Source organism: Herbidospora mongoliensis, from assembly GCF_001570545.1.
Taxonomy (GTDB): domain Bacteria; phylum Actinomycetota; class Actinomycetes; order Streptosporangiales; family Streptosporangiaceae; genus Herbidospora; species Herbidospora mongoliensis.
This window is the reverse complement of record NZ_BBXD01000017.1, coordinates 303,010-325,792: the sequence shown is the minus strand read 5'-3', so window position 1 is coordinate 325,792 and position 22,783 is coordinate 303,010. Positions and strand designations below refer to the sequence as shown.

The window sequence follows — 22,783 nt, the reverse complement described above, 5'->3', positions numbered from 1 at the left end:
ATCCAGAATGGCGCTGCGGCCCGTCGTCGTCACCGGCCTGGGAGTCATCTGTGCCATCGGCCGAGACCCCGAGGAGTTCTGGCACCGGCTCACCACCGGCCAGGGCGGCCTCACCCCCATCCAGGACCCGGCCTTCGCGGTCTTCGAGGCCCGGTACGCCGGGCAGGTCCCGGACGAGTGGATCACAGGGCAGTTGCCCGAGCCCGACACCGCCCTGGACCGCACCGCCGGGCTCGCCCTGATCGCCGCCCGCCAGGCGATCGCCCAGGCGGGGCTGGCCGGCATCGGCGCCACCCGGTTCGGGATGATCCTCGGCAAGTGCCAGGCCACCCCGGACGCGGCCGGCCACTACCAGCCCATGCACCACACCCAGGACGTGATCGCCGACCGGCTGGGCATGCGCGGCCCCCGCATCCTGGTGTCCACGGCCTGCGCGGCCGGCGGCAACGCGGTCGGGCTGGCCATGGACAAGATCCGCGCCGGGGAGGCCGACGCGGTCCTGGCCGGCGGCGTCGACCCGCTGCTGTTCGGCACCTACGCCGGCTTCGCCGGGCTCAAGGCCCTGAGCACCGGCCCGTGCCGGCCCTACAGCCACTCCGACGGCCTGAACCTCGGCGAAGGAGCCGCGTTCCTGCTGCTGGAACCGCTGGACCTGGCGCTGGCCCGGGGCGCGGTCCCGCTGGCCGAGGTCGCCGGGTACGGCCTGTCGGCCGACGCCTACCACGCCACCGCCCCCGACCCCACCGGCCGCGGCGGGGTGTCCGCGATGCGGCGGGCGCTCGCCGACGCCGGCCTGACCACCGACGACGTCGGCTACGTCAGCGGGCACGGCACCGGCACCCCGGCCAACGACGCGATGGAGGCCAAGGTCATGCGCGTGGTCTTCGGGCCGCGCGCCGGGCAGGTGCCGACCAGCAGCATCAAGTCGTTCGTCGGCCACACCCTGGGCGCGGCCGGCGCGGTCGAGGCTGTCGCCGCCGTGCTCGCCCTGCGGGACGGCATCGCGCCGCCCACGATCGGCTTCGACCCGGGCGCCGTGCCGGGTGACCTGGACTTCGTGCCGAACCACGCGCGAAAGCTCTCGACCGACACCGTCGTCTCCAACAACTACGCGTTCGGCGGGAACAACGTCTCGCTGGTCCTGACCACGCCGGGCGCCGACCGGGCGTACGGCGAACCGCTCCCGCGGGAGGTCGTGATCACCGGGCTCGGGCCGGTCAGCGGGCTCGGGGCCGGCATCGCCGAGACCACCGAGGCCGTCCTGGCCGGCCGCCAGGCGCTGGGCGCCCGGCCCTCCCTGGAAGGCAGGACGTTCGCGCCCCGCTCACTCTGGCGGCACATGAACAACCTGTCCAGGATGGCCATCGCGGCCGCCCGGCTGAGCTGGGAGGACGCCGGGCTGAAGCTGCCCAGGAAGGAACTCGACGACGTCGGGCTGGTGTTCGCCACCAGTGCCGGGTCGGCGGAGAGCACCGGCGGCTTCGACGACAGCATCGCGGCCAACCCGAACAAGCCGGCCGTGCTCAGCTTCTCCAACGTGGTGCTGAACGCCACCGGCGGTGCGGTCTGCCAGACCCTCGGGTTCCGCGGGCCGACCACGACGATCTGCAACGGCGGGGCGTCGGCGTCGATCGCACTGACCTGCGCGATGGAGATGATCAGAGCGGGCAAGGCGGAGGTGGTCCTGGTGGTGGCCGCCGACGAGCACGTCGGCGTGGTGCCGCAGGACGCGTTCGTGTCGCCCTACGACCGGGATTCCGCACGTGTGCCCGGGTCGGCGGCGGTCGCGTTCGTGGTGGAGGCGGCCGACCACTGCGCGGCGCGGGGCGGGAGCCCCTACGCGCGGGTGCTGGACGCGAGCCACGTCAGCGGCCCCTTCGACGGGCTCACCGGCCTCGCCGGACTCACCGAGCCGCTCGACCTGGTGGTCGGCGCGGCCACCGGCGGCGGCGACGACGCCGAGGAGGCCGCCTCCGTGCTGGCCGCGCTGCCCGGCGTGCCGCTGACCGCGTCGGCCGGGCTCACCGGCGACTGCCAGGCCGCGACCGGCGCCCTGAACATCGCGCTGGCCGCGCTCGCGATCAGGGACGGGGTCGCCCCCGCGCTGACCGGGCTGGCCACGCCGGCGGCGGGCGGGCTCGCCGACTACCTGAGCGCACCGGACCTGCCGGAGCCCGCCCGGCGGGCGCTGGTGCTCAGCTCCGCGCCCGGCTCGGTGCGCGGCGCCGTCCTGCTGGGGGCGATATGACCCCCTTCGAGGTGAGCGAGACCGATCGGCTGCTGACCACGACCCGTTCCGTACGCCGCCGCCTGGATCTCGACCGGCCGGTGCCCAGGGAGATCGTCGAGGAGACCCTGGAGATCGCCGTCCAGGCGCCCACCGCCAACAACCACCAGAACTGGCGCTGGCTGGTGATCAGCGATCCCGCCGTCAAAGAGAAGATCGCCGAGATGACGCGGGCGTCCTGGCTGTTCCACCGCAACGACGTGTGGACCAACGCGGGGCGGCGGCGGAACACGGCACAGGCGCGCCGCAACAACGAGTCGGTGGTCGCGCTGGCCGAGACGATCGCGCGGGTGCCGATCCTGGTCATCCCGTGCGTGCTCGGCCGTCCCCCGGACATCGAGGCGATCGACGCCGCCTGGCGGGAGCGCATGTCGACCAAACCGCCGCAGGACCCGGGCCATCACGTCCGGCTCGGCCCGATGCGGGCCAGCATCTTCTACGGCTCGATCTTCCCCGCCATCTGGTCCTTCCAGCTGGCGCTGCGCAGCCGTGGCCTCGGCAGCACGATCACCTGCATGCACATCCCGCACGAGCGGCAGGTCGGCGAGCTGCTGGGCATCCCGACCGGGGTCACACAGGTCTGCATGATCCCGGTCGCCTACACGGTGGGCACCGATTTCCGCCCGGCGGACCGGGTCGGCGCGAAGGAACGCACGTACTGGGAGAGGTGGGAGGCATGACCGATGTCGTGATCGTCGGAGGCGGCATCGCGGGCGCGTCGGCGGCCTGCAAACTGTCCGCCGGTGGGCTGGAGGTCGTGCTCCTGGAGAAGCAGCAGGCGTACCACGATCTGGTCCGCGGTGAGTGGCTGGCCCCCTGGGGCATCCGCGAGGCGCAGCGGCTCGGCGTCTACGACTGCTTCGGGGCGGGCGGCGCCTGGGAGATCCGGGAGTGGATGACCTGGGACGAGGCGGTCGACGACGACGAGGTCGAAGCCGTCGACATGACCGGGTTCATCCCCGGCATCGGCGGCCCGATGTCGTTCCCTCACCACGCGGTGTGCGAGCTGATGGCCGCCCAGGCCGTGGGTTCGGGTGCCCGCCTGGTGATGGACGCCTCCCGCATCCAGGTCACCGCCGGACGGGAACCCGTCGTCACCTACCGGACCCCCGAGGGCGAGCACGAGATCCGCCCGAGGATGGTGCTCGGCGCGACCGGCCGGGGCTGCACCGTCGGGCGGCAGATCGGCGTCACCATGCGCAACTCCATGCACCACTGGGGCGGCGGCATGATGGTCGAGGGCCTGGACTCCTGGCCGGCCGACGTGCAGGCCATGGGCACCGAGGGCGACGTGATGTTCATGGTCTTCCCGCAGGGGTTCGGCCGCGCCCGCCTCTACCTGAACTTCCCCGCCGAGAACAAGCTGCGCTACCGGGGCGAGGGCGGCGTCGAACGGTTCCTGGCCGCGTTCGAGCTCGACTGCCTGCCCGACCGCGGCAAGGCCGTCACCGAGGCCGTCCCGGCCGGGCCGCTGTCGGTGTGGCCGTCGGTGTCGAGCGTGCCGGAGGGGCCGCCGCTGGCCGAGGGCGTGGTGCTGATCGGCGACGAGGCCGGCAACGCCGACACCGTGCTCGGCACCGGGCTCTCCTGCGCGATGCGCGACTCCCGGACCGTCTGCGACATCCTGCTCGGCTCCGATGACTGGTCGCCGGCGGCGTTCGACCCGTACGTGCGAGAGCGCGAGTTCCGGCTGGACCGGCTCGCGTTCGGCGCCGACATCGTCAGCCGGCTGCACGTGGAGTTCGGCGAGGAGGCGGTGGAACGCCGCCGACGGGCCCGCCGGTTGATGGCGAAGAACTTCGCCGCCCAGGTCACGGGCCTGCTGAACATGGTGGCCCCCGAAGATGTGCCCGAATTCGGATTCAGCGAGTTCTTCGCGGAACGGTTGTTCAGGGAGACGGCATGACTGAGAAGAAGACGGTGCGCGTCAACGACGTCGACATCGCCTACGTGGACGAGGGCGAGGGCGACCCCGTCATCCTGCTGCACGGCTACCCCGACTCCTCCTACCTGTGGCGGCACCAGATCCCGGCGCTCGCCGAGGGCGGATTCCGGGTGATCGCGCCCGACCTGCGCGGCTTCGGCGACTCCTCCAAGCCGCAGGAGATCGAGGCGTACGGCATGCAGACGATCGTCAACGACATCGTCGCGCTCACCTCCAAGCTCGGCATCCGCCGCCCGCACGTGGTCGGTCACGACTGGGGCGCGGCCATCGCCTGGATGTACGCGTTCCTGATGCCCCGCAGGATCGACCACCTGGCCGTGCTGTCGGTCGGCCACCCCGGGGTGTTCGCGCGGCCGTCCATCGAGCAGCGCGCGGCCTCCTGGTACATGCTGCTCTACCAGTTCCCCGGGATCAGCGAGGAGCTGCTGCGCCGCAACGGCTGGCGGCTGTTCAAGGAGATCATGGGCAGGGACGGCGACCATGACCGCTACCTGCGCGACATGGCCAGGCCCGGCGCGCTGACCGCCGGCCTGAACTGGTACCGCGCGAACCGCTCGCCCGAGGCGGAGCTGCGGCCCGCCCGGCCGTTCCCGCCGGTCCTGGCCCCGACCCTGGGCATCTGGGGGGCGGGAGACCAGGCGCTGCGCGAGGAGGGCATGCTCGGCTCGGCCAAGTTCGTGAAGGGCCCCTGGCGGTACGAGCGGGTCGAGGAGGCCGGCCACTGGATTCCGCTCGACGCCCCCGAAGTGGTCAGCAAACTGCTGCTGGGCTTCCTCGGCACGGAGGACTCGGCCCAGGCCGAACGACGCCCGCGCAGGCGGCTCTGATGCTCGGTTTCCTGTTCCCCGGTCAGGGCACCGTCCGGGTCGGCATGGGCGCCTGGCTGCGCCGGCGGCCGGTCGCCCGCGCCGTGCTCGACGAGGTGGACGAACTGCTGGCGCGGCCGATCTCGGCGCTGTGCGTGCGCGGCCCGCTGGATCGGCTGGTGGCCACCGAGCACGCGCAGATCGCGGTGACCGCGTGCAACCTGGCGGCGCTGGCCGTCCTGCGGGAAGAGGGCTACGAGCCGGGCGTGGTGGCCGGTCACAGCGTCGGCGAGCTGACCGCGCTGCACGCGGCCGGGGTGCTCGGGCGGGCCGACACGGTCCGCCTGGTGGAGATCAGGTCGCGGCTGATGTCGCGGGTCGGCGTCACGGGCGGGATGCGCGCGGTGATGGGCCTGCCGGTCGAGCGGGTCGAGGAGCTGGCCGCGCTGGCCGGGACCCCGGCGGAGCCGCTCGTGGTCGGGCTGGAGAACGCGCCGGGACACGTGGTCGTCTCCGGTTCGACGGCGGCGCTGGACCGGCTGACCGGCCTGGCCGTCGACGCCGGCAAGATCGTGCCGCTGTCGGTGGGCAACGCGTTCCACTCGCCGCTGATGGCCGCGGCCGTGCCGGGCTGGGCCGAGGCCGTCCGGGCCGCGCCGATGGAGGCGCCCAGGGTGCCGGTCGTCCCCAATGTCACCGGCAGGCCCACCGAGGACGTCGAAGTGATCAGAGTATCGCTGATCGCCCAGCTCACCGGCAGGGTCCGCTGGACCGACACCGTCACGGTGGTGGACGCGCTCGGGCTCGCCGTCGAGGTGGGCGACAGCAAGGTGCTGGCCGGGCTGTCCCGCCGGGCCGGCGCGCGCTGCCTGAGCATGGCCGACCCCGGCACGCTGCGCCGGCTGGCCAGGGAGTTCGCGGCATGAGCCGGTGGGGCAGCGCCGTGGTCGCCTTCGCCGGGCTCACCCGGCCGCAGGACCTGCTGGACGGCATGCGGCTCGAGGACGTCTACACCCCCGCAGAACGGCTGCGCTCCGGCGCCGGCCGGTCGCTCCAGCACTGGGCCGGCCGGCTGGCCGCCAAGCGCGCCGTCCTGCGCCTGCTCGGCGTCCCGCCCACGGCCGAGCATCTGGCCCAGGTCGAGGTCCTGCCCCGGCCCACCGCGGCCTGCGCCCGCACCGCCGCCTGCAACGACGGCCATCCCCCTTTCGTACGGCTCGGCCCCGCCCTCGCCACCCGGATCGACCAGCGGATCAGGCTCTCGCTCAGCCACACGTCCGGCCGGGCTCTGGCGATGGCCGTGGCGTCGGCAGGGCTCCCGGAAGACGTACCGGAAGGGGACGCGTGATGGACGCCAGGAAGATCGCCGAAGCGCATCTGGAGGCGTGGCGGAACGCCGACCCCGCCGCCGTGGCCGCCGCCGTCACCGGGTTCCAGGACCCCGACACCGCCGGCTGGCTGAGCGGCGACGCGCTGGCCGCGCACGCGGCGGCCGTTCTGGACCGATTCAGGAACCCGCGCCTCCAGGTCGAGCAGGTGACGGGAGACGCGGACGCCGTGACCGTCTGGTGGACCATCGAAGCCGACCACCGTGGCTCCTACCTGGGGATGCCCGGCGTCGGCGGGGTCGTCAGGATCGCCGGGACCGACCTCGTCACCGCCGAGGGGCGGGTCAGGCGCTCCTTCGACCGGCTGGCCGTCGCCGAGGCGCTCGGGTACCGGGCCGCGTTCGTGCCGGCCGCCGACGAGGTGTACGAGTTCGGGGTCAGCGCGCGGGCGGCGAGCAGCCGTACCGACCGGCCCGGCGCGTTCACCCTCACCTGGCTGGAGGTCGGTGACCCGGCGGAGGCCGCCGAGGTGGACCTGCTCAGCGTGGAGATCGTCAAAGGTCTGCGGACCTCCAAGGGTTTCCTCGGGGTCGCCACGTTCGACATCGGCGACCGCAAGTACACGCTCGCCGCCTTCGACCGGCCGGAGTCGGTGCGTGCCGTGCACGCCCGCCCGCACCAGCGGGCGGTGCGCAGGTTCTTCAAGGCCGGGCTCTGCGCCCGTGCCCTCACCGGCGTCCTGATCCCCGAGGCCATCCGTGAGTACGCCCGCTGCGCCGACTGCGGCACCGTGGTCAGGCTCGGCGACGGCGCGGCCTGCGGCTGCGGGTGGACACCCGGCGACGTCCCCCTACTGTGACGGGAGCAACGATGACCGACTTCACCTTCGAGCACGCGCCGGGGGACGGCGACCGGCCGGCCGTGGTGTTCATGTCCGCTCTGTTCGCCGGCGGCTGGATCTGGGAGCACCCCTACCGGCGCCTGGCGGCGGCGGGGGTGCCGGTGCTCCGCACCCACGAAGCCATCTGCGCCCTCGACCGGCGGGTGGCCGGGTCGATCGAACGGCTCGGCGACGCGCTCCTGCGGGCCTGCGACGAGGCCGGCGCGCAGGACGTGATCGTGTGCGCCAACTCGCTCGGCGGGCTCGTCGCGATCGACCTCGCCGGACGTCACCCCGACCGGGTGCGCGGCATCGTGGTCAGCGGCGCCCCCGGCCTCACCCCCGATCCCGACGTCGGCCTCAGCTTCGACCGGCGGGCCAGCGTGCGGCCGGTCGGCACGGAGTTCGGCGACCGGATGATCGCCGCGCTCTTCCACGGCGAGGAGCGGTTCTTCACCCAGGAGCAGATGGACGGCGTCGGCACCATGCTGCTGGCGCCCGAGGCGATGGTCAGCATGGCCCGCAGCATCAAGGCCACCCGCCGCTACCAGGTCAGGCCCGCGCTGGACAAGGTGCGCTGCCCGTCCGCGTACGTGTGGGGCCGGCACGACCGGATGACCCCCGTCGGCCCCTGGCTGGAGCTGCTCGCCGAATACCCCGGGACCGAGGTCGTCGTCGTGGAGGAGAGCGGCCACATCCCGATGATCGAACGGGCCGCCGAGTACACCGGGATCCTGGAGTCGTTCCTGGACCGGCACGGCCGGGTGCCCGCATGATCACCGTGACCACTCCCGCCGTCCTGATCGGAGTGGACATCGTCTCGGCCGACCGGCTGACCCGGGCCGTCGCGCGCGGCGGCGCGACCTTCGCCCGTCACCTCGCCACCCCCGCCGAACGCGACCTCGGCCCGGACACGGCGACGTTCCCGGTCAAGGAGAGCTTCATCAAGGCCGTCGGGGGCCGCCCGCCCGGCTTCAGCTGGCACGACTTCGAGGCCGCGCCGGAGCCGCAGCCGACCTGGGCCGGCGAGCTGCTCGACGAGGCGGCCGCCGAACTCACCGCCGCCACCGGCCTGGCCCTGACCGCCGGCGCGGCGTACATCCTGCGCGGCGCCTGCCGGGAGGCCGCCCGTCTGCGCCTGGGCGGCCCGGTGGCGGGCGCGGCCCGCTGGGGGAGCGGGGCGGGGCTGCTCGTCTCCCTGGCCGTCGTCTACCTCGACAGGAAGGACGCCCGATGTCCATGACCAGAACCGTCCGGCCCGGCGGGTCGATCCAGGCCGCCCTGGACGAGGCGGGCCCCGGCGCGGAGATCCTGCTTTCCCCGGGGGAGTATCCGGGGAACGTCTGGATCAGGCACGACGGGGTGACCCTGCGCGGGGAAGGTGCCGTGCTGCTCCCCGGGCCAGGGCTCCGCCCCGACGTCCCGGGACTGCACGACGCGGCCGAGGACGTGGTCTCCGGCGTCGTCGCGTACGGCGTCCGCGACGTCACCGTCGCCGGGCTGACGGTGCGCGGCTTCTCCGGCGCCGGCGTCTACGCCCACTCCGTCACCGGCCTCGCCGTCCGGGACGTGACGGCCGTGGACAACGCCGTCTGGGGTGTCTACGTGCGGGAGGGCGCCGGCTGCGAAGTGCTCCGGTGCCGGGCCTCCGGCAGCCAGTACGGCGGCGTCGCGGTCAGCTTCTGCGGCCGGGGCGAGGCGCTCATCGAGGGCAACGAGACCTTCGCCAACGCGTTCGGGGTGTTCGTCGACAACTCCAGCGGGGTGCGGGTGCTGCGCAACACCAGCCACGGCAACGCGATCGGGCTGATGCTGCTCAACCAGACCTACGAGGGGGAGCCGGACGGCGGGGTGCGGGACTGCCTGGTCGCCGGCAACGTCGTCCACGGCAACGACCTGGCCTCCGGCGGCGACGATCCCGGCGCGCTGGGCGCGGCGGGCCCGCCGATCTCGGGGGTGGGGATCGCGCTGATCGGCACCGAGCGGGTGTGCGTGGTCGACAACGACGTCCACGACAACCACCCCAGCGGCGAGTCCGTGATGGGCGCGGGGTTCGTGATGGGCTCGTCCAAGGGCTGGGGCGGCGACGACGCGGTGGCCAACCACATCCTCTGGAACAGGGTCACCGGCAACACGCCGCTGGACTACCAGCTCGGCGCCGACCTCGGGCTCCAGACCTTCGCCGGCAACGTGGCCGCCAAGGGAGAGCCCGCAGAAGCATTGGGGTGGCGGCCGTGACCAACACGCTGACCTGCGAAAACCTCAGCAAGAGTTACGGCGGCGTCGTCGCGGTGCGCGACGTCGGGTTCACCATCGCGCCGGGGGAGGCGTACGGGCTGCTGGGCCCGAACGGCGCCGGCAAGACCACCACGATCTCCATGCTGGTCGGCCTGCTCAAGCCCGACTCCGGCACGGTCGTGGTCGGCGGCGCCGACCTTGCGGCCGACCCGATGGCGGCCAAGGCGAAGATCGGCTACGTCCCGCAGGAGATCGCCCTCTATCCGGATCTGACCGGCCGGGAGAACCTGCGCTTCTTCTGCCGCCTGTTCGGTCTCCCGCGCAAGGAGGTGCGCGGGCGGGTGGAGGAGGTGCTCGACCTGGTCGGCCTCGCCGACCGCGCCGACGCCAAACTCGACACCTACTCCGGTGGCATGAAGCGGCGCATCAACATCGGCGCCGCCCTGCTGCACCGTCCCGAGCTGCTCATCCTGGACGAGCCCACGGTCGGCGTCGACCCGCAGAGCCGCAAGTCCATCCTGGACGGCCTCGAACGCCTGGTGGCCGACGGCATGGCCCTGCTCTACACCTCCCACTACATGGAGGAGGTCGAGCGCATCTGTCACCGGATCGCGATCGTCGACCACGGCTCCATCGTCGCCGAGGGCACCCGCCACGAGCTGGTCGAGCTGGTCGGCGGGGCCGACCGGATCGAGCTCACCCTGGACGGCGACGTCGAGACCGCGCTCGCCAAGCTCCGCGGCCTGGGCGGCGTCACCGAGGCGGTCCGCACCGCGCCCGGATCGGTCCGGCTGATCGCCGAGGGCGGCCGGTACCTGCTGCCCGCGGTCATCTCCACGGTCGACGGCATCGCCGCCGTCACCGCCGTCGAGGTCGTCGAACCCGACCTCGAGGCCACCTTCCTGCACCTCACCGGCAGCACGCTCAGGGACTGACATGTTGCGATCGCTTCTCACGGTGAGCGCCCTGGAGCTCCGGACCCGGGTGCGGGACCGGACCGCCCTGATCATCGCGATCATCGTGCCGGTGGCCATGGCCACCCTGTTCGGGGTGGCGCTCGGCGGCGACGACCCGCCGCTGCGGGCCACCGTCGGCCTGGTCGACCTGGACGGCGGTGAGTTCCCTGACGGTGTCCGCCGCGAGATCATGGCGTCGACGGAGCTGGACGGCGTGCTGACGCTGCGCGACCTGCCCGGCCGTGAGCAGGCCCAGAGCGCCCTGGACGCGGGCGACATCGGGGCCGCGATCGTCTTCCCCGCGGGGTTCAGCGCCAGCGTCGGCGCGGGCCGGGGCGGCCAGGTCGGCGTGCTGACCTCGGCTGACACGCCGCTGGCGGGGGTGGTCGCGAACGCCGTGGTGGACCGGATCTCCAGCCTGGTGCGGGCCCGCACGCTCGCCGTCCGCGCCTCCCTGGACGCGGGCGTCCCCGCCGGCGAGGTCAAGGAGTTCGTGGAGCGCAACGGCGCGGCCGGGCCGGCCCTGACCCTGGAGAACGACCCGATGGCCGGCGGCAGGGTCGACCTGTCCGTCTACTACGGCGCCGGCATGGCCGCGCTGTTCGCCTTCTTCGTGGTCGGCGCGTCCTTCCGCGGCCTCCTGATCGAACGTAAACAGGGCACTTTGGACCGGATGCGGGCCGGGCCGATCCACGGCTGGGTCCCGATCGCGGGCAAGGCCGTCGTCGGGTTCGTCCTCGCCATGGTCAGCGTCTGCGTCACCTGGGGATCCTCGGTGTTGATCTTCGGTTCCACCTGGGGTGACCCGGTGGCCGTGTTCACCCTCCTGCTCGCGCACGTGCTGGCCGCCACCGCGATCACCATGCTGGTCGCCAGCCGGGCCAGGACCGACGCCCAGGCGGACGGAGTGATCATGGTGATCTCCTTCGTGGCCGCGTTCTTCGGCGGCAGCCTGGTCCCGCTCTACAACCTGCCGGACCTGCTCCAGACGGTCGCCCTGTTCACCCCGAACGCCTGGACCACCACCGGGCTCACCGGCCTGGCCGGCTCAGGCGCGGGACTGGCCTCGGTGGCCCTGCCGATCGGCGTCCTGTGCGCGATCGCCGCGGTCGCCTTCGGGCTCGCCGCGACGGGCTTCAGGAAGGGACTACTCGGATGAGACCGCACCTGAGACCGCACCTGAGACCTCACCCTGTCCTGGCGCTCGTCGCCGCCAACCTGCGCCGCCACTCCCGCGACCGGGTGGGCCTGTTCTTCATCGTGGTGATGCCGTTCGTCAGCATCATCTTCGTCGGCATGGCGCTGGGCGGCGGCACCGCCGCCTCCCGGCTGCCGGTCGGCGTGGTGGCCCAGGAGTCCGACCCGGTGGCCGCCGCCGTCCTGGCGGAACTGCGCGCCCACCCCGACCTGGAGATCACCACCGTCGGCGGCAAGGAGGAGCTGCGGGCCGGCGTCCGGGGCGGTTCGCTGGCCGCCGGAGTCGTCATCCCGCCGGGCTCGACCACATTCGAGCTGGTCATGACGCAGTCCAACGGCAGCGGCATGGCCGCCCGCAGCGCCGTCGACGTCTCCGTCGGCCGGGTCGCGGCCGTCATCGAGGCCACCCGCGCCGCCACCTCGGCCGGCGCGACCCCGGCCCAGGCCGCCGAACTGGTGCGCAGGGCGCAGGCGGCGTCGGCCGACGTCGAGGTGGTCAACTCCGACACGGCATCCGGGACCCCGCGGGGGTTCGCCTACACCGCCCCGGCCAACCTGCTGCTGTTCACGTTCATCAACTCCATGGCCGTCGCCGCCGCGCTCGTCGAGAGCCGCCGCATCGGCATGCTGCCGCGGGCCTTCACCGCCCCGGTGCGGCGCGGGGCCGTCCTGTTCGGCGAGGCCCTCAGCCGCTTCATCGTGGCCGCCGCCCAGGCCGTGCTGATCATGGTGGTGAGTTCGCTGCTGTTCGGCGTCTCCTGGGGCGAGCCGCTCGGCGTCGCCGCCGTCGTGGGCGTCTTCGCGCTGGTCTCCACCGGCGCCGCGATCCTGATGGGCAGCCTGGTCCGCTCGTCGGCGCAGCCGTCCGCGATCGGGCCGCCGCTCGGCATCGTGCTCGGCATGCTCGGCGGCTGCCTGTGGCCCGCCGAGGCCGCCGGCCAGACGCTCAACGCCATCGGCCACTTCTTCCCGCACGCCTGGGGAATGGACGCACTCCTGACTCTGTCCCGGCCCGGGACGGGACTCGGCGACGTGCTGCTGGAGGTCGCCGTCCTGGGCCTCATGGCAGCCGCTCTGCTGAGCCTGTCCCTTGTCCTGTTCAGCCGACGAACGAGAACCCTCTGAGGAGGCAGCTCATGATGAATTCGACCACCAAGTGGCTTTCCGATTCCGTTCGCGCGGGCGGCGCCGATATCGCCGGTGTCTACCGTTACGCGACCAGGAACGGCGCCATCGACGTCCTTGACGTGGCAGCCGTCGAGCTAGGCATCGGCATGCGCGAGCTGAACGAGGCGGTGAACCAGCTGGTCGAGAGCCGCCTCTTACGCGCCGTGGACGGCGCGGCCCACCGGTTCATCCCGGTGGACCCGCAGGTCGCGGCCAACGCACTGGTCTCCTCGGTGGAGCGGGAGATCTACCAGCGGCGGGAGCTGATCGACCAGATCCGGGAGCGGATCGACGTGTTCCGGGGAGACTACGGCGCTCCCGCGCCGCCGCCGTCGCCGATCGAGTACCTGGTCGGGTCGCTGGAGGTGCGCGGCTTCCTCAAGATGGCCGGGGACGCCTGCCGTACCGAGGTCCTGGTCCTGCAGTCCGGTGAGGACGACGCGGAGGAGCTGGCGCGGGCGTACCTGCCGCTGCTCTCGCGCGGCGTCACCGTGCGGATCGTCTGCCAGCACCGGAACCGGGCCGACCTGGCCACCCGGATGAAGCTGAAGCAGCTCATCGACGCGGGCGCGGCCATCGGCACGGTCAGTCACATCCCGCGCTCCGCGGTCGTCTTCGACCGCACGCTGGTCGTGCTGTTCGGCCTGTCGGACGGCGAGACCAACGTGGCGCGGGTGCACAACGACGGCATCGTCCGGTTCCTGCTCGACCTGTTCGACCACCTGTGGGACACCGCGACGCCGCTGGAGGGCGCCGAGTCCGGCTACGCGAACGTCGCCGACGACCTGCGGCAGGCCATCGCGGGGCTGATGGCGAAGGGCTACACCGACGAGGTGGTGGCCCGCAAGCTCGGCATGTCGGTGCGGAGCTGCCGCCGGCACATCGCCACTCTGATGCGTGACCTGGAGGCCACCAGCAGATTTCAGGCGGGTGTGCAGGCGGCCCGCAAGTTCCTGGCCAGCGGCGCGTGAGGGGGTCCGCCGCGTCGGCGGCGGACCCGTGTTCTCAACGCATCGCCACCACGACGTCGGCCAGGGCGTGGGCCCGGTCACAGACCAGGTTCAGGCCTGTGACCAGTTCCTCGACCGTCATGCGGGGGCTCAGGCACATCCTGATGGAGCTGTTGGCGTCCTCGGCGCTCACCCCGATCGCGGTGAGCACGGGTGAGGGTTCCTGGGAGTCGGAGTTGCACGCCGATCCGGTGGACAGCGCCACCGACGGCAGGCTCGCGACCAGGCTCTCGCCGCGCACCCCCGGCAGCACCAGGTTCAGCACGTGCGGGACGCCGGTCTCCGGGTGCCCGTTGACGCGCAGGCCGGGGATCCGGCGGGTGAGCAGTTCCAGCGCGGTCGCGCGCAGCAGCGCGACCTTCCCGCCGTCCTCCTCCATCCGGGCCGCGGCCAGCTCGCAGGCCTTGCCGAGGCCGACCGCCAGGTGGGTGGGGATGGTGCCGCTGCGCAGGTCGTACTGGCCGCCGCCGTGGGTGATGGGGCGGATCCTGCGGCGGATCTCCGGGCGGACGTACAGGACGCCGATGCCCTTCGGGCCGCCGATCTTGTGGGCGGACATGGCCAGGGTGTCGATGGTCGCGCCGACCACGTCGATCGGGATCCGGCCCGCGGCCGGGGCGGCGTCGACGTGCAGCAGAGCGCCGCTCTCGTGGCAGAGCGCGGCCATCTCGCGGACCGGCTGGATGGTGCCGATCTCGCTGTTCACCCAGGCGACCGTGGCCACCCGGGAGTCGAAGTCGAGCTGGTTGGCGAACCGGGTCAGGTCGACCACGCCGTCGGCCCGGATCGCCATGGTCCGGATGCCGACGCCGCGCTCGCGCAGCGCGCGGGCGACCGACAGCGACGATTTGTGGTCGGTGGGGCAGAACACCGCGTTGAGCGGGGCACGGTCGTCGTGGCCGAACACGCCGAGCAGCGCGATGTTGTTGCTCTCGGTCGCGCCGGAGGTGAACACGATGCCGGCCGGGTCGGCGCCCAGCAGCCGCGCGACGGACTCGGTGGCCCCGTCCACCGCCCTGCGGGCACGCTTGCCCAGCAGGTGTGGGGAGGACGGGTTACCGAATTCGTCCCGCAGATACGGCAGCATCGCGTCGAGCACTTCTTCGTCCACCCGGGTGGTGGCGCAGTTGTCCAGATATATGACGTCCATCGTTCCGCCCTCAACTCCGGAAGGTGCTGACCGTCACCAGCTTTGAGTAGATCTCGTCGGTGGACATCTCGCCGCTGCCGCCGGGGTCGGCGATCACGACGGTCATGCCGGTGAGCCCGTAGAGGCTGAGCGCGATCTCGACTCCGGTCCGCACCGGCGACAGGCACTCGCCCGGGGCGAAGATCACGATGGTCCGGTAGCCGGCCCGGTGGACCTCCGAGATCATCTCGGTGATCTCGCCGGCGCAGCCGGTGACGCCGCAGCTGATCAGCGTGCGGTAGTTGCCCGACTCGTCCAGGAACGAGACCTCGGTGTCCTTCGCGCCGGACTCCAGCACCCGCTTTTCGAGCTTGCCCTGCTTGACGAACTTGTCGGCGGCCTTCTGGAAGCGGTATTTGAGCCAGGTCTCCGGGAACGCCAGCGGATGCTTGCGGCTGGGCAGCACGCTCCCCGCGTCCAGTCCAGCCTCGCGCAGGATCCGCTCGTAGCCGTCGGGCAGCCCGGTGAAGCCTTCGAGGAACTCGGCGCGCAACTGACTGGCAGGACGGCCGCCGGTGGGGACGTACTGCCAGTCGTTGATCAGCAGCAGCAGTTTGGCGTCGGTGACGATCTTCGCGTACGACGTGATCAGGTCGACCGAGAGCTGCCAGGTGTATCCGGGGAAGATCCCGACCCGGCCGGCGATCCGGTCGCGCATCGTGGTGGAGGACTGCTCCTCCAGGACGCCGGGGACGAGCTTGCCGGTGCCCTCCTCCTCGAACAGCATGAAGTGCCCGCCCATGACGACGAGTTCGTCCAGGTTCGCAGTGGCGAGCTCGCGGTCGATGGCGGCGCGGAGCTCCTGCTCCGAGGCGACGAGTTGGTGGGCCTTGCTTATGGTCTCCGCGAACAGTTCAGTCATGATCGAACTCCGGGTTGTAGTAACTGGCCCGCCAGGGTGCTCAGCGGCGTGACGCCGGTGAGCTGGTGGAGGGTGACTCCTTCCCACCCGAGGTCCCGGAGCAGGGCGAGCACCCGCGGAATCCGCAGGACCCCGCCTCCGGTTTCGGCGTAGTTCTGGGCCGGGTCGACGTCGGCGAGTCCGTTCGCCTGGCCCACGGCGGCCGCTAGGACCTCCACCGCCGCCTTCTCCGGGATGTTTCGTCTGTTGTGCCCCGGGCCGGGCGCGGACGCCGGGGCGAAGCCGGCCAGTGCGGCGATGTCGCTGGTCCGCAGGCCGTCCGGCGTCGCGTCGTAGGTGAGGATCGTGGTCTCCAGGGCGCGCAGGAAACGCTCGACGGCGTCGGCGTCCATGACCGAGGAGGCGGCGTTCAGCGCGACCACGACGGAGTCCTGCCACTGGTCGACCCGGACATAGGTGTCGGTGCCGTAGGCGTCGGCCGCCGGGTGCCAGGTGATCCTGCTGCGCCGCGCGCGGGACTCCAGGGTGGGCTGCTTGATGAAGTTGAACTCCGAGGCCAGCCGGGTGCCCTTCCTGGCCAGCAGCTCGACCACCGCGTCGTAGGGGACGTAGGCGTGCTCCCGCGCCTGCTCGAACCGGTCGGCGACGCGGGCGAGCAGCTCGGCGAAGGGCGGGTCGTCCCGCACGTCGACGCGCATGAGCAGCGGGGAGAACATGCAGGTCAGGACATTCGAGTACGGGCCGCTCTCACGGTTGCCCGTGAGCGTCAGATGGTCGAAGGACGGGCCGCCGGTGTAGGCGGCCATCAGCGCCGTGTAGGCCGCCAGGTGCACCTGCGACGGCCACACCCGATGGCGGGCGGCGATCCGCTGCGAGGCGCCCAGCAGGGCCGGGGAGACCAGCGACGCCCGCAGCGTCTCCACGGGCGGACCGGGCCGGCGGCGGTCGCCGAACCCGTCGGCCGGCATGGCCTCGATCTCCTTCTCCCAGTACGCCAGCGCCGGCGCCGGGTCCAGGGACGCCTCGTGCCGGACGAGATCGGAGGGGCGGTGCCGGACCGGTTCGATCGCGGTGGGCCGCCGGGCCACCACGCCCGCGCAGCTCGCCCACATCTCGCGCTTGAGCTCCGTGACCGTCCACATGTCCACCGCGAGATGGTTCAGCACCACCACCGCCTGCAGGGGCGCGCCCCCGGTGGTGATGATGACGACCCGGATCGGCCACTCCCCGGCGATGTCGAACTCGGCTGTGCCGAGCCGCTCCACCACCTCGGCGGGCATGGCCGTGCCGTCCTTCTCGGCGGACAGGACGACGAGGGGACACGGGCCGGGCGGGCGGACGACCCGGTAGGGATCGCCGTCGAGGTCGAAGTGGTAGGTGGTGCGCAGCGTCTCGTGCCTGCGGATCGTCTGATTGAGAACAGCCCGGCAGTTCTGGATCGTCAGGCCGGGTGGAATCTCCAGATTCAGAATGATATGTGTATTGTGGCGAGCGTGCGGCGGCAGTTCGTGGTAGCGGAGCCAGATGTAATGCTGGCCCCAGCCGAGATTCATGTTCATCGGCGGCCCCGCCTCCTGCGGTTGAACGGTTCAGCCCACTCAGGCTAAATGAGAAGACAGCCCCCGTCCTGACCTGCCGCTGGCATCTTCTCTTAGGCAAAAAGCTGCCAGGGCCCATTGTTGACAGTTGTCGCGGAATTCGATGACCCTGAACGAGGTAATTCAGCGCAGGGATTGTGAGGAGACCCGTGATGGAAATACCTCACGAGTTCCAGGCCATTCTTCGCCGGCATCTGCCCTACGCCGGGCCGGGTGATCTGGCCCCCGACGACGATCTCACCGCGCTCGGGCTGGATTCGATGGGGGTGGTGCAGTTGCTGGTCGATCTGGAGGACGGGTATGACCGGGAACTGCCCGACGACATCCTCGACGAGGAGACGTTCGCGACGGTGGGGTCGTTGTGGGCGCGGCTGTCGGCGCTGCTGGACTCGGCGCGGGCCGGGCTCTGAGCCATGCTGACGCGCGTGGACGACCTGCTGCGGTTCGGTGACGACGATCATGCGGCGATCACGTACAAGGACGAGACGCTCACCTATCGCGAGCTGCGGAGCCGGGTCGCGCGGGCGGCCGAGGGGTTGCGCGGGCTGGAGCCCGGCGCCCGGGTCGCGATCTATGCGGAGAAGAGGCTCGAAACGGTCGTGGCGATCTTCGCTGTGGCGGCGGCCGGCGGGGTCTTCGTCCCGATCAATCCGCTCTTCAAAGCGCGGCAGGTCGAGTATGTGATCGAGGATTGCGGCGCCGTGCTCCTGCTCACCACACCCGAGCGGGCGCGCACGCTGAACGCCTCGGTGCCCACCGCGCTGATCGAGGACCTGGGCGCGGAACCGCCGGTGAGCCTCTTCGCCGATCGCGATGCCGGACAGGTCGCGGCCATCCTCTACACCTCCGGCAGCACCGGACTGCCGAAGGGCGTCGTGCTGAGCCACGGCAACCTGCTCGCGGGCGCGCGGAGCGTCGCCGGTTACCTCGGCCACACCGCCGGCGACGTGGTCCTTGCGGCGCTGCCGCTGAGCTTCGACGCCGGACTGAGCCAGCTCACCACCTCGTTCCTGGCCGGAGCACATGTGGTGCTGGTCAACTATCTGCTGCCCCGCGACGTCGTCCGCCTCTGCGCCAGGCACGGGGTGACGGCGCTGACCTGCGTGCCGCCGCTGTGGACGCAGCTCGCCACCCAGCGATGGCCGGCCGAGGCCACCCGGAGCCTGCGCTATTTCGCCAACACCGGCGGCCGCCTGCCCAAGACCACCCTGGCCTGGCTGCGCGAGACGTTCCCCCAGGCCACCCCCTTTCTGATGTACGGCCTGACCGAAGCCTTCCGATCCACCTACCTGGACCCGGCGGAGATCGACCGCCGGCCCGGATCGATCGGCAAGGCGATCCCCGGCGCGGAGGTCCTGGTCGTACGGGCGGACGGTTCGATCTGCGACCCCGGCGAGGAGGGGGAGATCGTGCACAGGGGACCGCTGGTGTCACTCGGCTACTGGAACGACCCGGCCCGCACCGCGGCGCGATTCCGGCCGTACCCGCCCGGCGCCGACGAGATCGCCGTCTGGTCGGGCGACGTCGCCTACCGGGACGAGGACGGCTTCATCTACTTCGTCGGACGTACCGACGACATGATCAAGACATCCGGCTACCGGCTGAGCCCGACCGAGGTGGAGGAGGCGGCCTACGCCACCGGCCTGGTCACCGAGGCCGTCGCGGTCGGCGTGCCGGACGAGGACCTGGGCGAGCAGGTGGCGCTCCACGCCGTGCTCACCGCCCCCACCACGACCCCGGACGAGCTGCGCCGGGCGATGGAACGCGACCTGCCCCGGTACATGGTGCCGCGCCGGTTCATCCTCGCCGCCGCGCTGCCCCGCTCGGGGAACGGCAAGTTCGACCGCGCCGAACTCCGCCGCCAGGCGATCCGATGACCTGGGAAGGCCGCCGCGACGGGCGGCTGACCGTCGGTGGGATCCCCGCCGGGAGGCTCGCCGCCCGGGTCGGGAGCACGCCGTTCTTCGCCTACGACCGTGACCTCGTCACCCGCAGGGTCGCCTCCCTCCGTGCCGTCCTGCCCGCAGGAGTCCACCTGAGCTACGCGGTCAAGGCCAACCCGATGCCCGCCCTGCTGCAGCATCTGAGCGGGCTGGTCGACGGCTTCGACGTGGCCTCGGCGGGAGAGTTGCGGCACGCGCTCGACACGCCGGTGCCCGCCGAACGGATCGGTTTCGCCGGGCCGGGCAAGACCGTCGGGGAGCTGACCCAGGCGGTCGCGGCCGGTGTGACGGTGGAACTGGAATCGGAGACGGAACTGGCCAGGGTACGCGCGATCGGCGCCACCCTCGGGGTTCCGGCCCGGATCGCGATCCGGGTCAATCCCGACTTCACGGTGAGAGGCTCCGGGATGCGCCTGGGCGGCGGGCCGCAGCAGTTCGGCATCGACGCGGAACGGGTGCCCGAGTTGCTCGCCGGGCTGGGCGACGACGTCGACTTCCAGGGCTTCCACGTCTTCGCGGGCTCGCAGAACCTGCGCGCCGACCACATCTGCGAGGCGCAGCGGCGCACCGTGGACCTGGTCCTCGGGCTGGCCGACGTGTCGCCGCCCATCCGGTACCTCAACCTCGGCGGCGGATTCGGCATCCCGTACTCGCGCCGCGACCAGCCCCTCGACCTGGAGCCGATCGGCGACAACCTGGCGCGGCTCATGCGCGAGCGGATCACTCCGCTGCTGCCGGACGCCCGCGTCGTCATCGAACTCGGGCGCTATCTGGTCGGCGAGGCCGGCGTGTACGTCACGCGGGTCGTGGACCGCAAGGAATCCCGGGGGACGACCTTCGTGGTCGTGGACGGTGGCATGCACCACCAGCTGGCGGCCTCGGGGAACCTCGGGCAGGTGATCCGGCGCAACTATCCGATGGCCGTGGCCGATCGCATGGGCGACCCCGTGGACGCGCCTGTCACCGTGGTCGGCCGCCTCTGCACACCGCTCGACCTGCTCGGCGACCGGGTGGAACTCCCGAGAACCGAGATCGGCGACCTGGTCGTGGTGTTCCAGGCTGGCGCGTACGGCCTCACGGCGAGCCCCACGGGGTTCCTCAGCCATCCGGCGCCGGTCGAAATACTCGTGTGAGAGGAAAGGGGTGCCGGGCCGTGCCCGGCACCCCTTTCTCACTCCGGCAGGGGGACGGTCGCGGGGAACAGGGACGGCGCCAGGGACTCGTGGTCGATGTCCCACAGGTCCTTGAGGCTGGTCTCCGGCGCCGTCGCGGCGATCTGGACGCCCAGCGCGATCGTGCGCAGCATGCCGGCCATGCTCTCGGCCGGGATGATCGTCGGGTCGGCGAGCATCAGAATGCTGGTCCGGCCGTTGGACACCGTCACCCTGACCCGGAACGGCTGGCCGTACTGCTGCGCCAGCGGCGTCCACGACAACTCGGCCGGGGTCTGGGCGGTGGCGTCGGACGGCTGCCGGTCGAGCTGCACGTAGTTGAACCAGCAGCGGAACAGCTGGTTCACCCAGCAGTCGTGCGCCAGGTCGTCGCCGCGCTGCGCCGCGACCTCTGCGGCGAGCGCGGCGATCCGGTCGAAGTCGTAGGCGGAGTAGCGGTAGGCCCGCGCCCCGGCCCAGTGGAGACGCTTGACGTGCTCGCCCAGCGGCGATCCCGGGTCGACCGTCGCGACGACCGGGATGAGCTGGTTCATCGTGCCGATCACATGGTGGTGTTCCGGCGAGAACCGGTTGGAGGCCATCAGGCTCATCGTCACCTTGTCGGTGTCGGTGTGCCGGGCCAGCCCTGCGGTGACCAGCGCCATCACCAGGGCCGGCGCGGTGACGCCGAGCCTTCTGGCGGCCAGCGCGGCCAGCCCGCCGAGGCGGTGCGAGTGCAGGGTGGCCTCGAGGCGGTTGCGCTTCTCCTTGGCCGGCAGCGTCGGCAGCGGGTCGGCCAGGACGTCGCCGAGGGTGCGCCGCCAGTAGCGTTCCGACGCCTCCTGCCGTTCCCGCCACCGCTCGGAGCGCTGCTCGCGGGCCAGCTCGCTCGGCGTCGGCCCGAGTTCGGCGACGGCCGCCGGGTCGGCGATCAAGGCGCTGAACTGGTCGGTCAGGTGGTTGATCGACCACACATCCATGATCAGGTGCGAGAAGGACAGCGCCAGGAACACCGCCGACCCGTTGGTGGTGATCATGCGCCCGCGCCAGCACAGGCCGCCCTCCATCGCGAACGGCTCCGCGCAGAGTTCGTCCTTGGTGTCCTCCGGGTCCTCCCAGTCGCGGACGACCCGGTCGACCCGCTCGATCGGCAGCTCCAGCGCCGCCGGCTCGTGCACGCGCTGCACCGGCTGCCCGTCGACGACGTGATAGGTGGTGCGCAGCGGCTCATGCCGGTCCATCAGCACGCGCAGCGCGTTCTCGACCCGGGCCATCGGCAACCCCCGCAGGTCGCAGACGATGGGGAGGTTCGCGTCCTGCATCCAGTCATCGGGATATCGCTCGATCTCGCGCCAGCTGAAGAGTTGACCGTGGCTGAGGGGGGCGTCGGCGGGCATCGGTTCTCCTAGCGGTTTACGGACTGCCGTCCATGCCAGAGCACGAAGATGGCGACGGCGACGGCGATCTCGAACATGGTCCCCAGCGTGACCAGGCTCGCCACGTCAGGATGGATCAACGGCAACCCCCGCAGATCCTGCATCAGGCTGAACGCGATCAGGCCGGCGTAGGACCCCGCGACGGTCCACGTGAGCCGCACCCTGACCAGCCGGGACCGCACCCGGTCGGTACGGCGGCCCAGCGGCCGGAGCACCGCGGCGGACAGCACGACGACCGGCAGCGCCTGCGCCGCCAGGAACAGCGTGAAGTCTCCGCCGACGGCGAGCGCGCCCGCACCCCCGGCCAGGGTGAGCGCGGAACCCCACCGCAGCGCCGACAGCGGTTCCGGCTCGGTCCGCCGCGTCGCGACCAGCAGCACGCAGACCACCAGACCCGCCGCCCAGACGGCGGACGTGAGCGGGTCGATTCCCCGGAGCAGGAACAGCACGCTGCCGGCGGCCGGCCAGACCCCGGCCGAGGCGGCCCAGATCAGCGCGGACCGGATGGGCGCCGTTATCGCCGGATCGAATGGCGGGCTCGCGTTACCGGCCTCTTCTCCCAAAGAGTTCTCCCAAGAGATGAATTCTGTGCGGGGCGTCTATTTGATTTCGGCCGATAATAGCGCGTCGTACCAGCATCAGAGCTCGCGCGCGCTCATGTCAAGGCTTTTCCCGGGGTGGCGATGACAGCTAGCTACTGGCAACAAGGTGCCAGCACGCGATCGTGGCCCGGTGCGGGGAGCCGCCCGTAGGGTCGCAGTAACTTGCAGTGGTGACCATTTGAATAACG

22 protein-coding genes are annotated in these 22,783 nt (G+C 71.8%); 17 read left to right on the top strand and 5 right to left on the bottom strand.

Translation table 11 applies throughout. The features are described from left to right. Positions 1-7 precede the first annotated feature (7 nt). Genes AW272_RS25985 through AW272_RS25920 form a run of 14 tightly spaced genes read left to right on the top strand, consistent with a single transcriptional unit; the run spans position 8 to position 13,775 of the window. On the top strand, positions 8-2,248 hold the full coding sequence (locus tag AW272_RS25985) for a beta-ketoacyl-[acyl-carrier-protein] synthase family protein (RefSeq protein ID WP_066370213.1): 2,241 nt from the start codon (positions 8-10) through the stop codon (positions 2,246-2,248). Beyond that, complete coding sequence (locus AW272_RS25980; RefSeq protein ID WP_066370212.1) at positions 2,245-2,967, top strand: nitroreductase family protein; 723 nt, start codon at positions 2,245-2,247, stop codon at positions 2,965-2,967. The genes AW272_RS25985 and AW272_RS25980 overlap by 4 nt, the downstream gene beginning before the upstream one ends. Further along, the gene (locus AW272_RS25975; RefSeq protein WP_066370211.1) at positions 2,964-4,193 is read left to right on the top strand and encodes an FAD-dependent oxidoreductase; all 1,230 of its coding nucleotides are present in this window, start codon (positions 2,964-2,966) and stop codon (positions 4,191-4,193) included. The genes AW272_RS25980 and AW272_RS25975 overlap by 4 nt, the downstream gene beginning before the upstream one ends. Then, complete coding sequence (locus AW272_RS25970; RefSeq protein WP_066370210.1) at positions 4,190-5,059, top strand: alpha/beta fold hydrolase; 870 nt, start codon at positions 4,190-4,192, stop codon at positions 5,057-5,059. The genes AW272_RS25975 and AW272_RS25970 overlap by 4 nt, the downstream gene beginning before the upstream one ends. Next, positions 5,059-5,964, top strand: a complete 906-nt coding sequence (locus AW272_RS25965; protein WP_066370209.1) for an ACP S-malonyltransferase — start codon at positions 5,059-5,061, stop codon at positions 5,962-5,964. The genes AW272_RS25970 and AW272_RS25965 overlap by 1 nt, the downstream gene beginning before the upstream one ends. Continuing rightward, positions 5,961-6,386, top strand: coding sequence for a holo-ACP synthase (locus tag AW272_RS25960; RefSeq protein ID WP_066370208.1), 426 nt, complete (start codon positions 5,961-5,963; stop codon positions 6,384-6,386). Before AW272_RS25965 ends, AW272_RS25960 begins: the two co-directional genes overlap by 4 nt. Beyond that, positions 6,386-7,225: an ester cyclase gene (locus AW272_RS25955; RefSeq protein ID WP_066370198.1), complete on the top strand. Its 840-nt coding sequence runs from the start codon at positions 6,386-6,388 to the stop codon at positions 7,223-7,225. Before AW272_RS25960 ends, AW272_RS25955 begins: the two co-directional genes overlap by 1 nt. An 11-nt stretch (positions 7,226-7,236) precedes the next feature. Then, complete coding sequence (locus AW272_RS25950) at positions 7,237-8,022, top strand: alpha/beta fold hydrolase (RefSeq protein WP_066370196.1); 786 nt, start codon at positions 7,237-7,239, stop codon at positions 8,020-8,022. Then, a complete protein-coding gene (locus tag AW272_RS25945) occupies positions 8,019-8,489 on the top strand; it encodes a 4'-phosphopantetheinyl transferase superfamily protein (RefSeq protein ID WP_066370194.1) in 471 nt (156 codons plus the stop codon). The genes AW272_RS25950 and AW272_RS25945 overlap by 4 nt, the downstream gene beginning before the upstream one ends. Beyond that, positions 8,486-9,484, top strand: a complete 999-nt coding sequence (locus AW272_RS25940; RefSeq protein WP_245657724.1) for a right-handed parallel beta-helix repeat-containing protein — start codon at positions 8,486-8,488, stop codon at positions 9,482-9,484. The genes AW272_RS25945 and AW272_RS25940 overlap by 4 nt, the downstream gene beginning before the upstream one ends. Beyond that, a complete protein-coding gene (locus AW272_RS25935) occupies positions 9,481-10,419 on the top strand; it encodes an ABC transporter ATP-binding protein (protein ID WP_066370470.1) in 939 nt (312 codons plus the stop codon). The genes AW272_RS25940 and AW272_RS25935 overlap by 4 nt, the downstream gene beginning before the upstream one ends. 1 nt (position 10,420) lies before the next feature. Then, positions 10,421-11,599 carry an ABC transporter permease gene (locus tag AW272_RS25930; RefSeq protein ID WP_066370189.1) on the top strand — a complete coding sequence of 393 codons (1,179 nt, stop codon included), beginning with the start codon at positions 10,421-10,423 and terminating at the stop codon, positions 11,597-11,599. After that, positions 11,596-12,762, top strand: a complete 1,167-nt coding sequence (locus AW272_RS25925; protein WP_066370187.1) for an ABC transporter permease — start codon at positions 11,596-11,598, stop codon at positions 12,760-12,762. The genes AW272_RS25930 and AW272_RS25925 overlap by 4 nt, the downstream gene beginning before the upstream one ends. 11 nt (positions 12,763-12,773) lie before the next feature. Further along, entirely contained in the window at positions 12,774-13,775 is a 1,002-nt protein-coding gene (locus tag AW272_RS25920; RefSeq protein ID WP_066370185.1) for a hypothetical protein, read from the top strand. Between the two features lie 34 nt (positions 13,776-13,809). On the opposite strand, the gene AW272_RS25915 is transcribed toward AW272_RS25920, so the two are convergent. Genes AW272_RS25915 through AW272_RS25905 form a run of 3 tightly spaced genes read right to left on the bottom strand, consistent with a single transcriptional unit; the run spans position 13,810 to position 17,424 of the window. Beyond that, positions 13,810-14,964 (bottom strand): cysteine desulfurase family protein, encoded by a 1,155-nt coding sequence (locus AW272_RS25915; protein ID WP_066370184.1) that lies wholly within the window; start codon positions 14,962-14,964, stop codon positions 13,810-13,812. A gap of 10 nt (positions 14,965-14,974) precedes the next feature. Further along, a complete protein-coding gene (locus AW272_RS25910) occupies positions 14,975-15,865 on the bottom strand; it encodes a hypothetical protein (protein ID WP_066370183.1) in 891 nt (296 codons plus the stop codon). Further along, positions 15,862-17,424: a condensation domain-containing protein gene (locus AW272_RS25905; RefSeq protein ID WP_066370182.1), complete on the bottom strand. Its 1,563-nt coding sequence runs from the start codon at positions 17,422-17,424 to the stop codon at positions 15,862-15,864. Before AW272_RS25905 ends, AW272_RS25910 begins: the two co-directional genes overlap by 4 nt. 191 nt (positions 17,425-17,615) lie before the next feature. On the opposite strand from AW272_RS25905, the gene AW272_RS25900 reads away from it, so the two are divergent. Genes AW272_RS25900 through AW272_RS25890 form a run of 3 tightly spaced genes read left to right on the top strand, consistent with a single transcriptional unit; the run spans position 17,616 to position 20,539 of the window. Then, the gene (locus AW272_RS25900; RefSeq protein WP_030450103.1) at positions 17,616-17,873 is read left to right on the top strand and encodes a phosphopantetheine-binding protein; all 258 of its coding nucleotides are present in this window, start codon (positions 17,616-17,618) and stop codon (positions 17,871-17,873) included. Positions 17,874-17,876: 3 nt separating this feature from the next. Next, positions 17,877-19,340: an AMP-binding protein gene (locus AW272_RS25895; RefSeq protein WP_066370181.1), complete on the top strand. Its 1,464-nt coding sequence runs from the start codon at positions 17,877-17,879 to the stop codon at positions 19,338-19,340. Next, positions 19,337-20,539 carry a pyridoxal-dependent decarboxylase, exosortase A system-associated gene (locus AW272_RS25890; protein WP_066370178.1) on the top strand — a complete coding sequence of 401 codons (1,203 nt, stop codon included), beginning with the start codon at positions 19,337-19,339 and terminating at the stop codon, positions 20,537-20,539. Before AW272_RS25895 ends, AW272_RS25890 begins: the two co-directional genes overlap by 4 nt. A 38-nt stretch (positions 20,540-20,577) precedes the next feature. Here AW272_RS25890 and AW272_RS25885 read toward each other — a convergent pair whose 3' ends face one another. Then, positions 20,578-21,954 carry a condensation domain-containing protein gene (locus AW272_RS25885; RefSeq protein ID WP_066370176.1) on the bottom strand — a complete coding sequence of 459 codons (1,377 nt, stop codon included), beginning with the start codon at positions 21,952-21,954 and terminating at the stop codon, positions 20,578-20,580. Positions 21,955-21,962: 8 nt separating this feature from the next. Further along, a complete protein-coding gene (locus AW272_RS25880; RefSeq protein ID WP_066370174.1) occupies positions 21,963-22,556 on the bottom strand; it encodes a hypothetical protein in 594 nt (197 codons plus the stop codon). Positions 22,557-22,783 lie beyond the last annotated feature (227 nt).

Excerpts from the sequence above, each read along its gene's own strand:
- AW272_RS25985 (WP_066370213.1), top strand. The coding sequence starts at position 8 with ATGGCGCTGCGGCCCGTCGTCGTCACCGGCCTGGGAGTCATCTGTGCC.
- AW272_RS25980 (WP_066370212.1), top strand. The coding sequence starts at position 2,245 with ATGACCCCCTTCGAGGTGAGCGAGACCGATCGGCTGCTGACCACGACC.
- AW272_RS25975 (WP_066370211.1), top strand. The coding sequence starts at position 2,964 with ATGACCGATGTCGTGATCGTCGGAGGCGGCATCGCGGGCGCGTCGGCG.
- AW272_RS25970 (WP_066370210.1), top strand. The coding sequence starts at position 4,190 with ATGACTGAGAAGAAGACGGTGCGCGTCAACGACGTCGACATCGCCTAC.
- AW272_RS25965 (WP_066370209.1), top strand. The coding sequence starts at position 5,059 with ATGCTCGGTTTCCTGTTCCCCGGTCAGGGCACCGTCCGGGTCGGCATG.
- AW272_RS25960 (WP_066370208.1), top strand. The coding sequence starts at position 5,961 with ATGAGCCGGTGGGGCAGCGCCGTGGTCGCCTTCGCCGGGCTCACCCGG.
- AW272_RS25955 (WP_066370198.1), top strand. The coding sequence starts at position 6,386 with ATGGACGCCAGGAAGATCGCCGAAGCGCATCTGGAGGCGTGGCGGAAC.
- AW272_RS25950 (WP_066370196.1), top strand. The coding sequence starts at position 7,237 with ATGACCGACTTCACCTTCGAGCACGCGCCGGGGGACGGCGACCGGCCG.
- AW272_RS25945 (WP_066370194.1), top strand. The coding sequence starts at position 8,019 with ATGATCACCGTGACCACTCCCGCCGTCCTGATCGGAGTGGACATCGTC.
- AW272_RS25940 (WP_245657724.1), top strand. The coding sequence starts at position 8,486 with ATGACCAGAACCGTCCGGCCCGGCGGGTCGATCCAGGCCGCCCTGGAC.
- AW272_RS25930 (WP_066370189.1), top strand. The coding sequence starts at position 10,421 with ATGTTGCGATCGCTTCTCACGGTGAGCGCCCTGGAGCTCCGGACCCGG.
- AW272_RS25925 (WP_066370187.1), top strand. The coding sequence starts at position 11,596 with ATGAGACCGCACCTGAGACCGCACCTGAGACCTCACCCTGTCCTGGCG.
- AW272_RS25920 (WP_066370185.1), top strand. The coding sequence starts at position 12,774 with ATGATGAATTCGACCACCAAGTGGCTTTCCGATTCCGTTCGCGCGGGC.
- AW272_RS25915 (WP_066370184.1), bottom strand. The coding sequence starts at position 14,964 with ATGGACGTCATATATCTGGACAACTGCGCCACCACCCGGGTGGACGAA.
- AW272_RS25910 (WP_066370183.1), bottom strand. The coding sequence starts at position 15,865 with ATGACTGAACTGTTCGCGGAGACCATAAGCAAGGCCCACCAACTCGTC.
- AW272_RS25905 (WP_066370182.1), bottom strand. The coding sequence starts at position 17,424 with ATGAACATGAATCTCGGCTGGGGCCAGCATTACATCTGGCTCCGCTAC.
- AW272_RS25900 (WP_030450103.1), top strand. The coding sequence starts at position 17,616 with ATGGAAATACCTCACGAGTTCCAGGCCATTCTTCGCCGGCATCTGCCC.
- AW272_RS25895 (WP_066370181.1), top strand. The coding sequence starts at position 17,877 with ATGCTGACGCGCGTGGACGACCTGCTGCGGTTCGGTGACGACGATCAT.
- AW272_RS25890 (WP_066370178.1), top strand. The coding sequence starts at position 19,337 with ATGACCTGGGAAGGCCGCCGCGACGGGCGGCTGACCGTCGGTGGGATC.
- AW272_RS25885 (WP_066370176.1), bottom strand. The coding sequence starts at position 21,954 with ATGCCCGCCGACGCCCCCCTCAGCCACGGTCAACTCTTCAGCTGGCGC.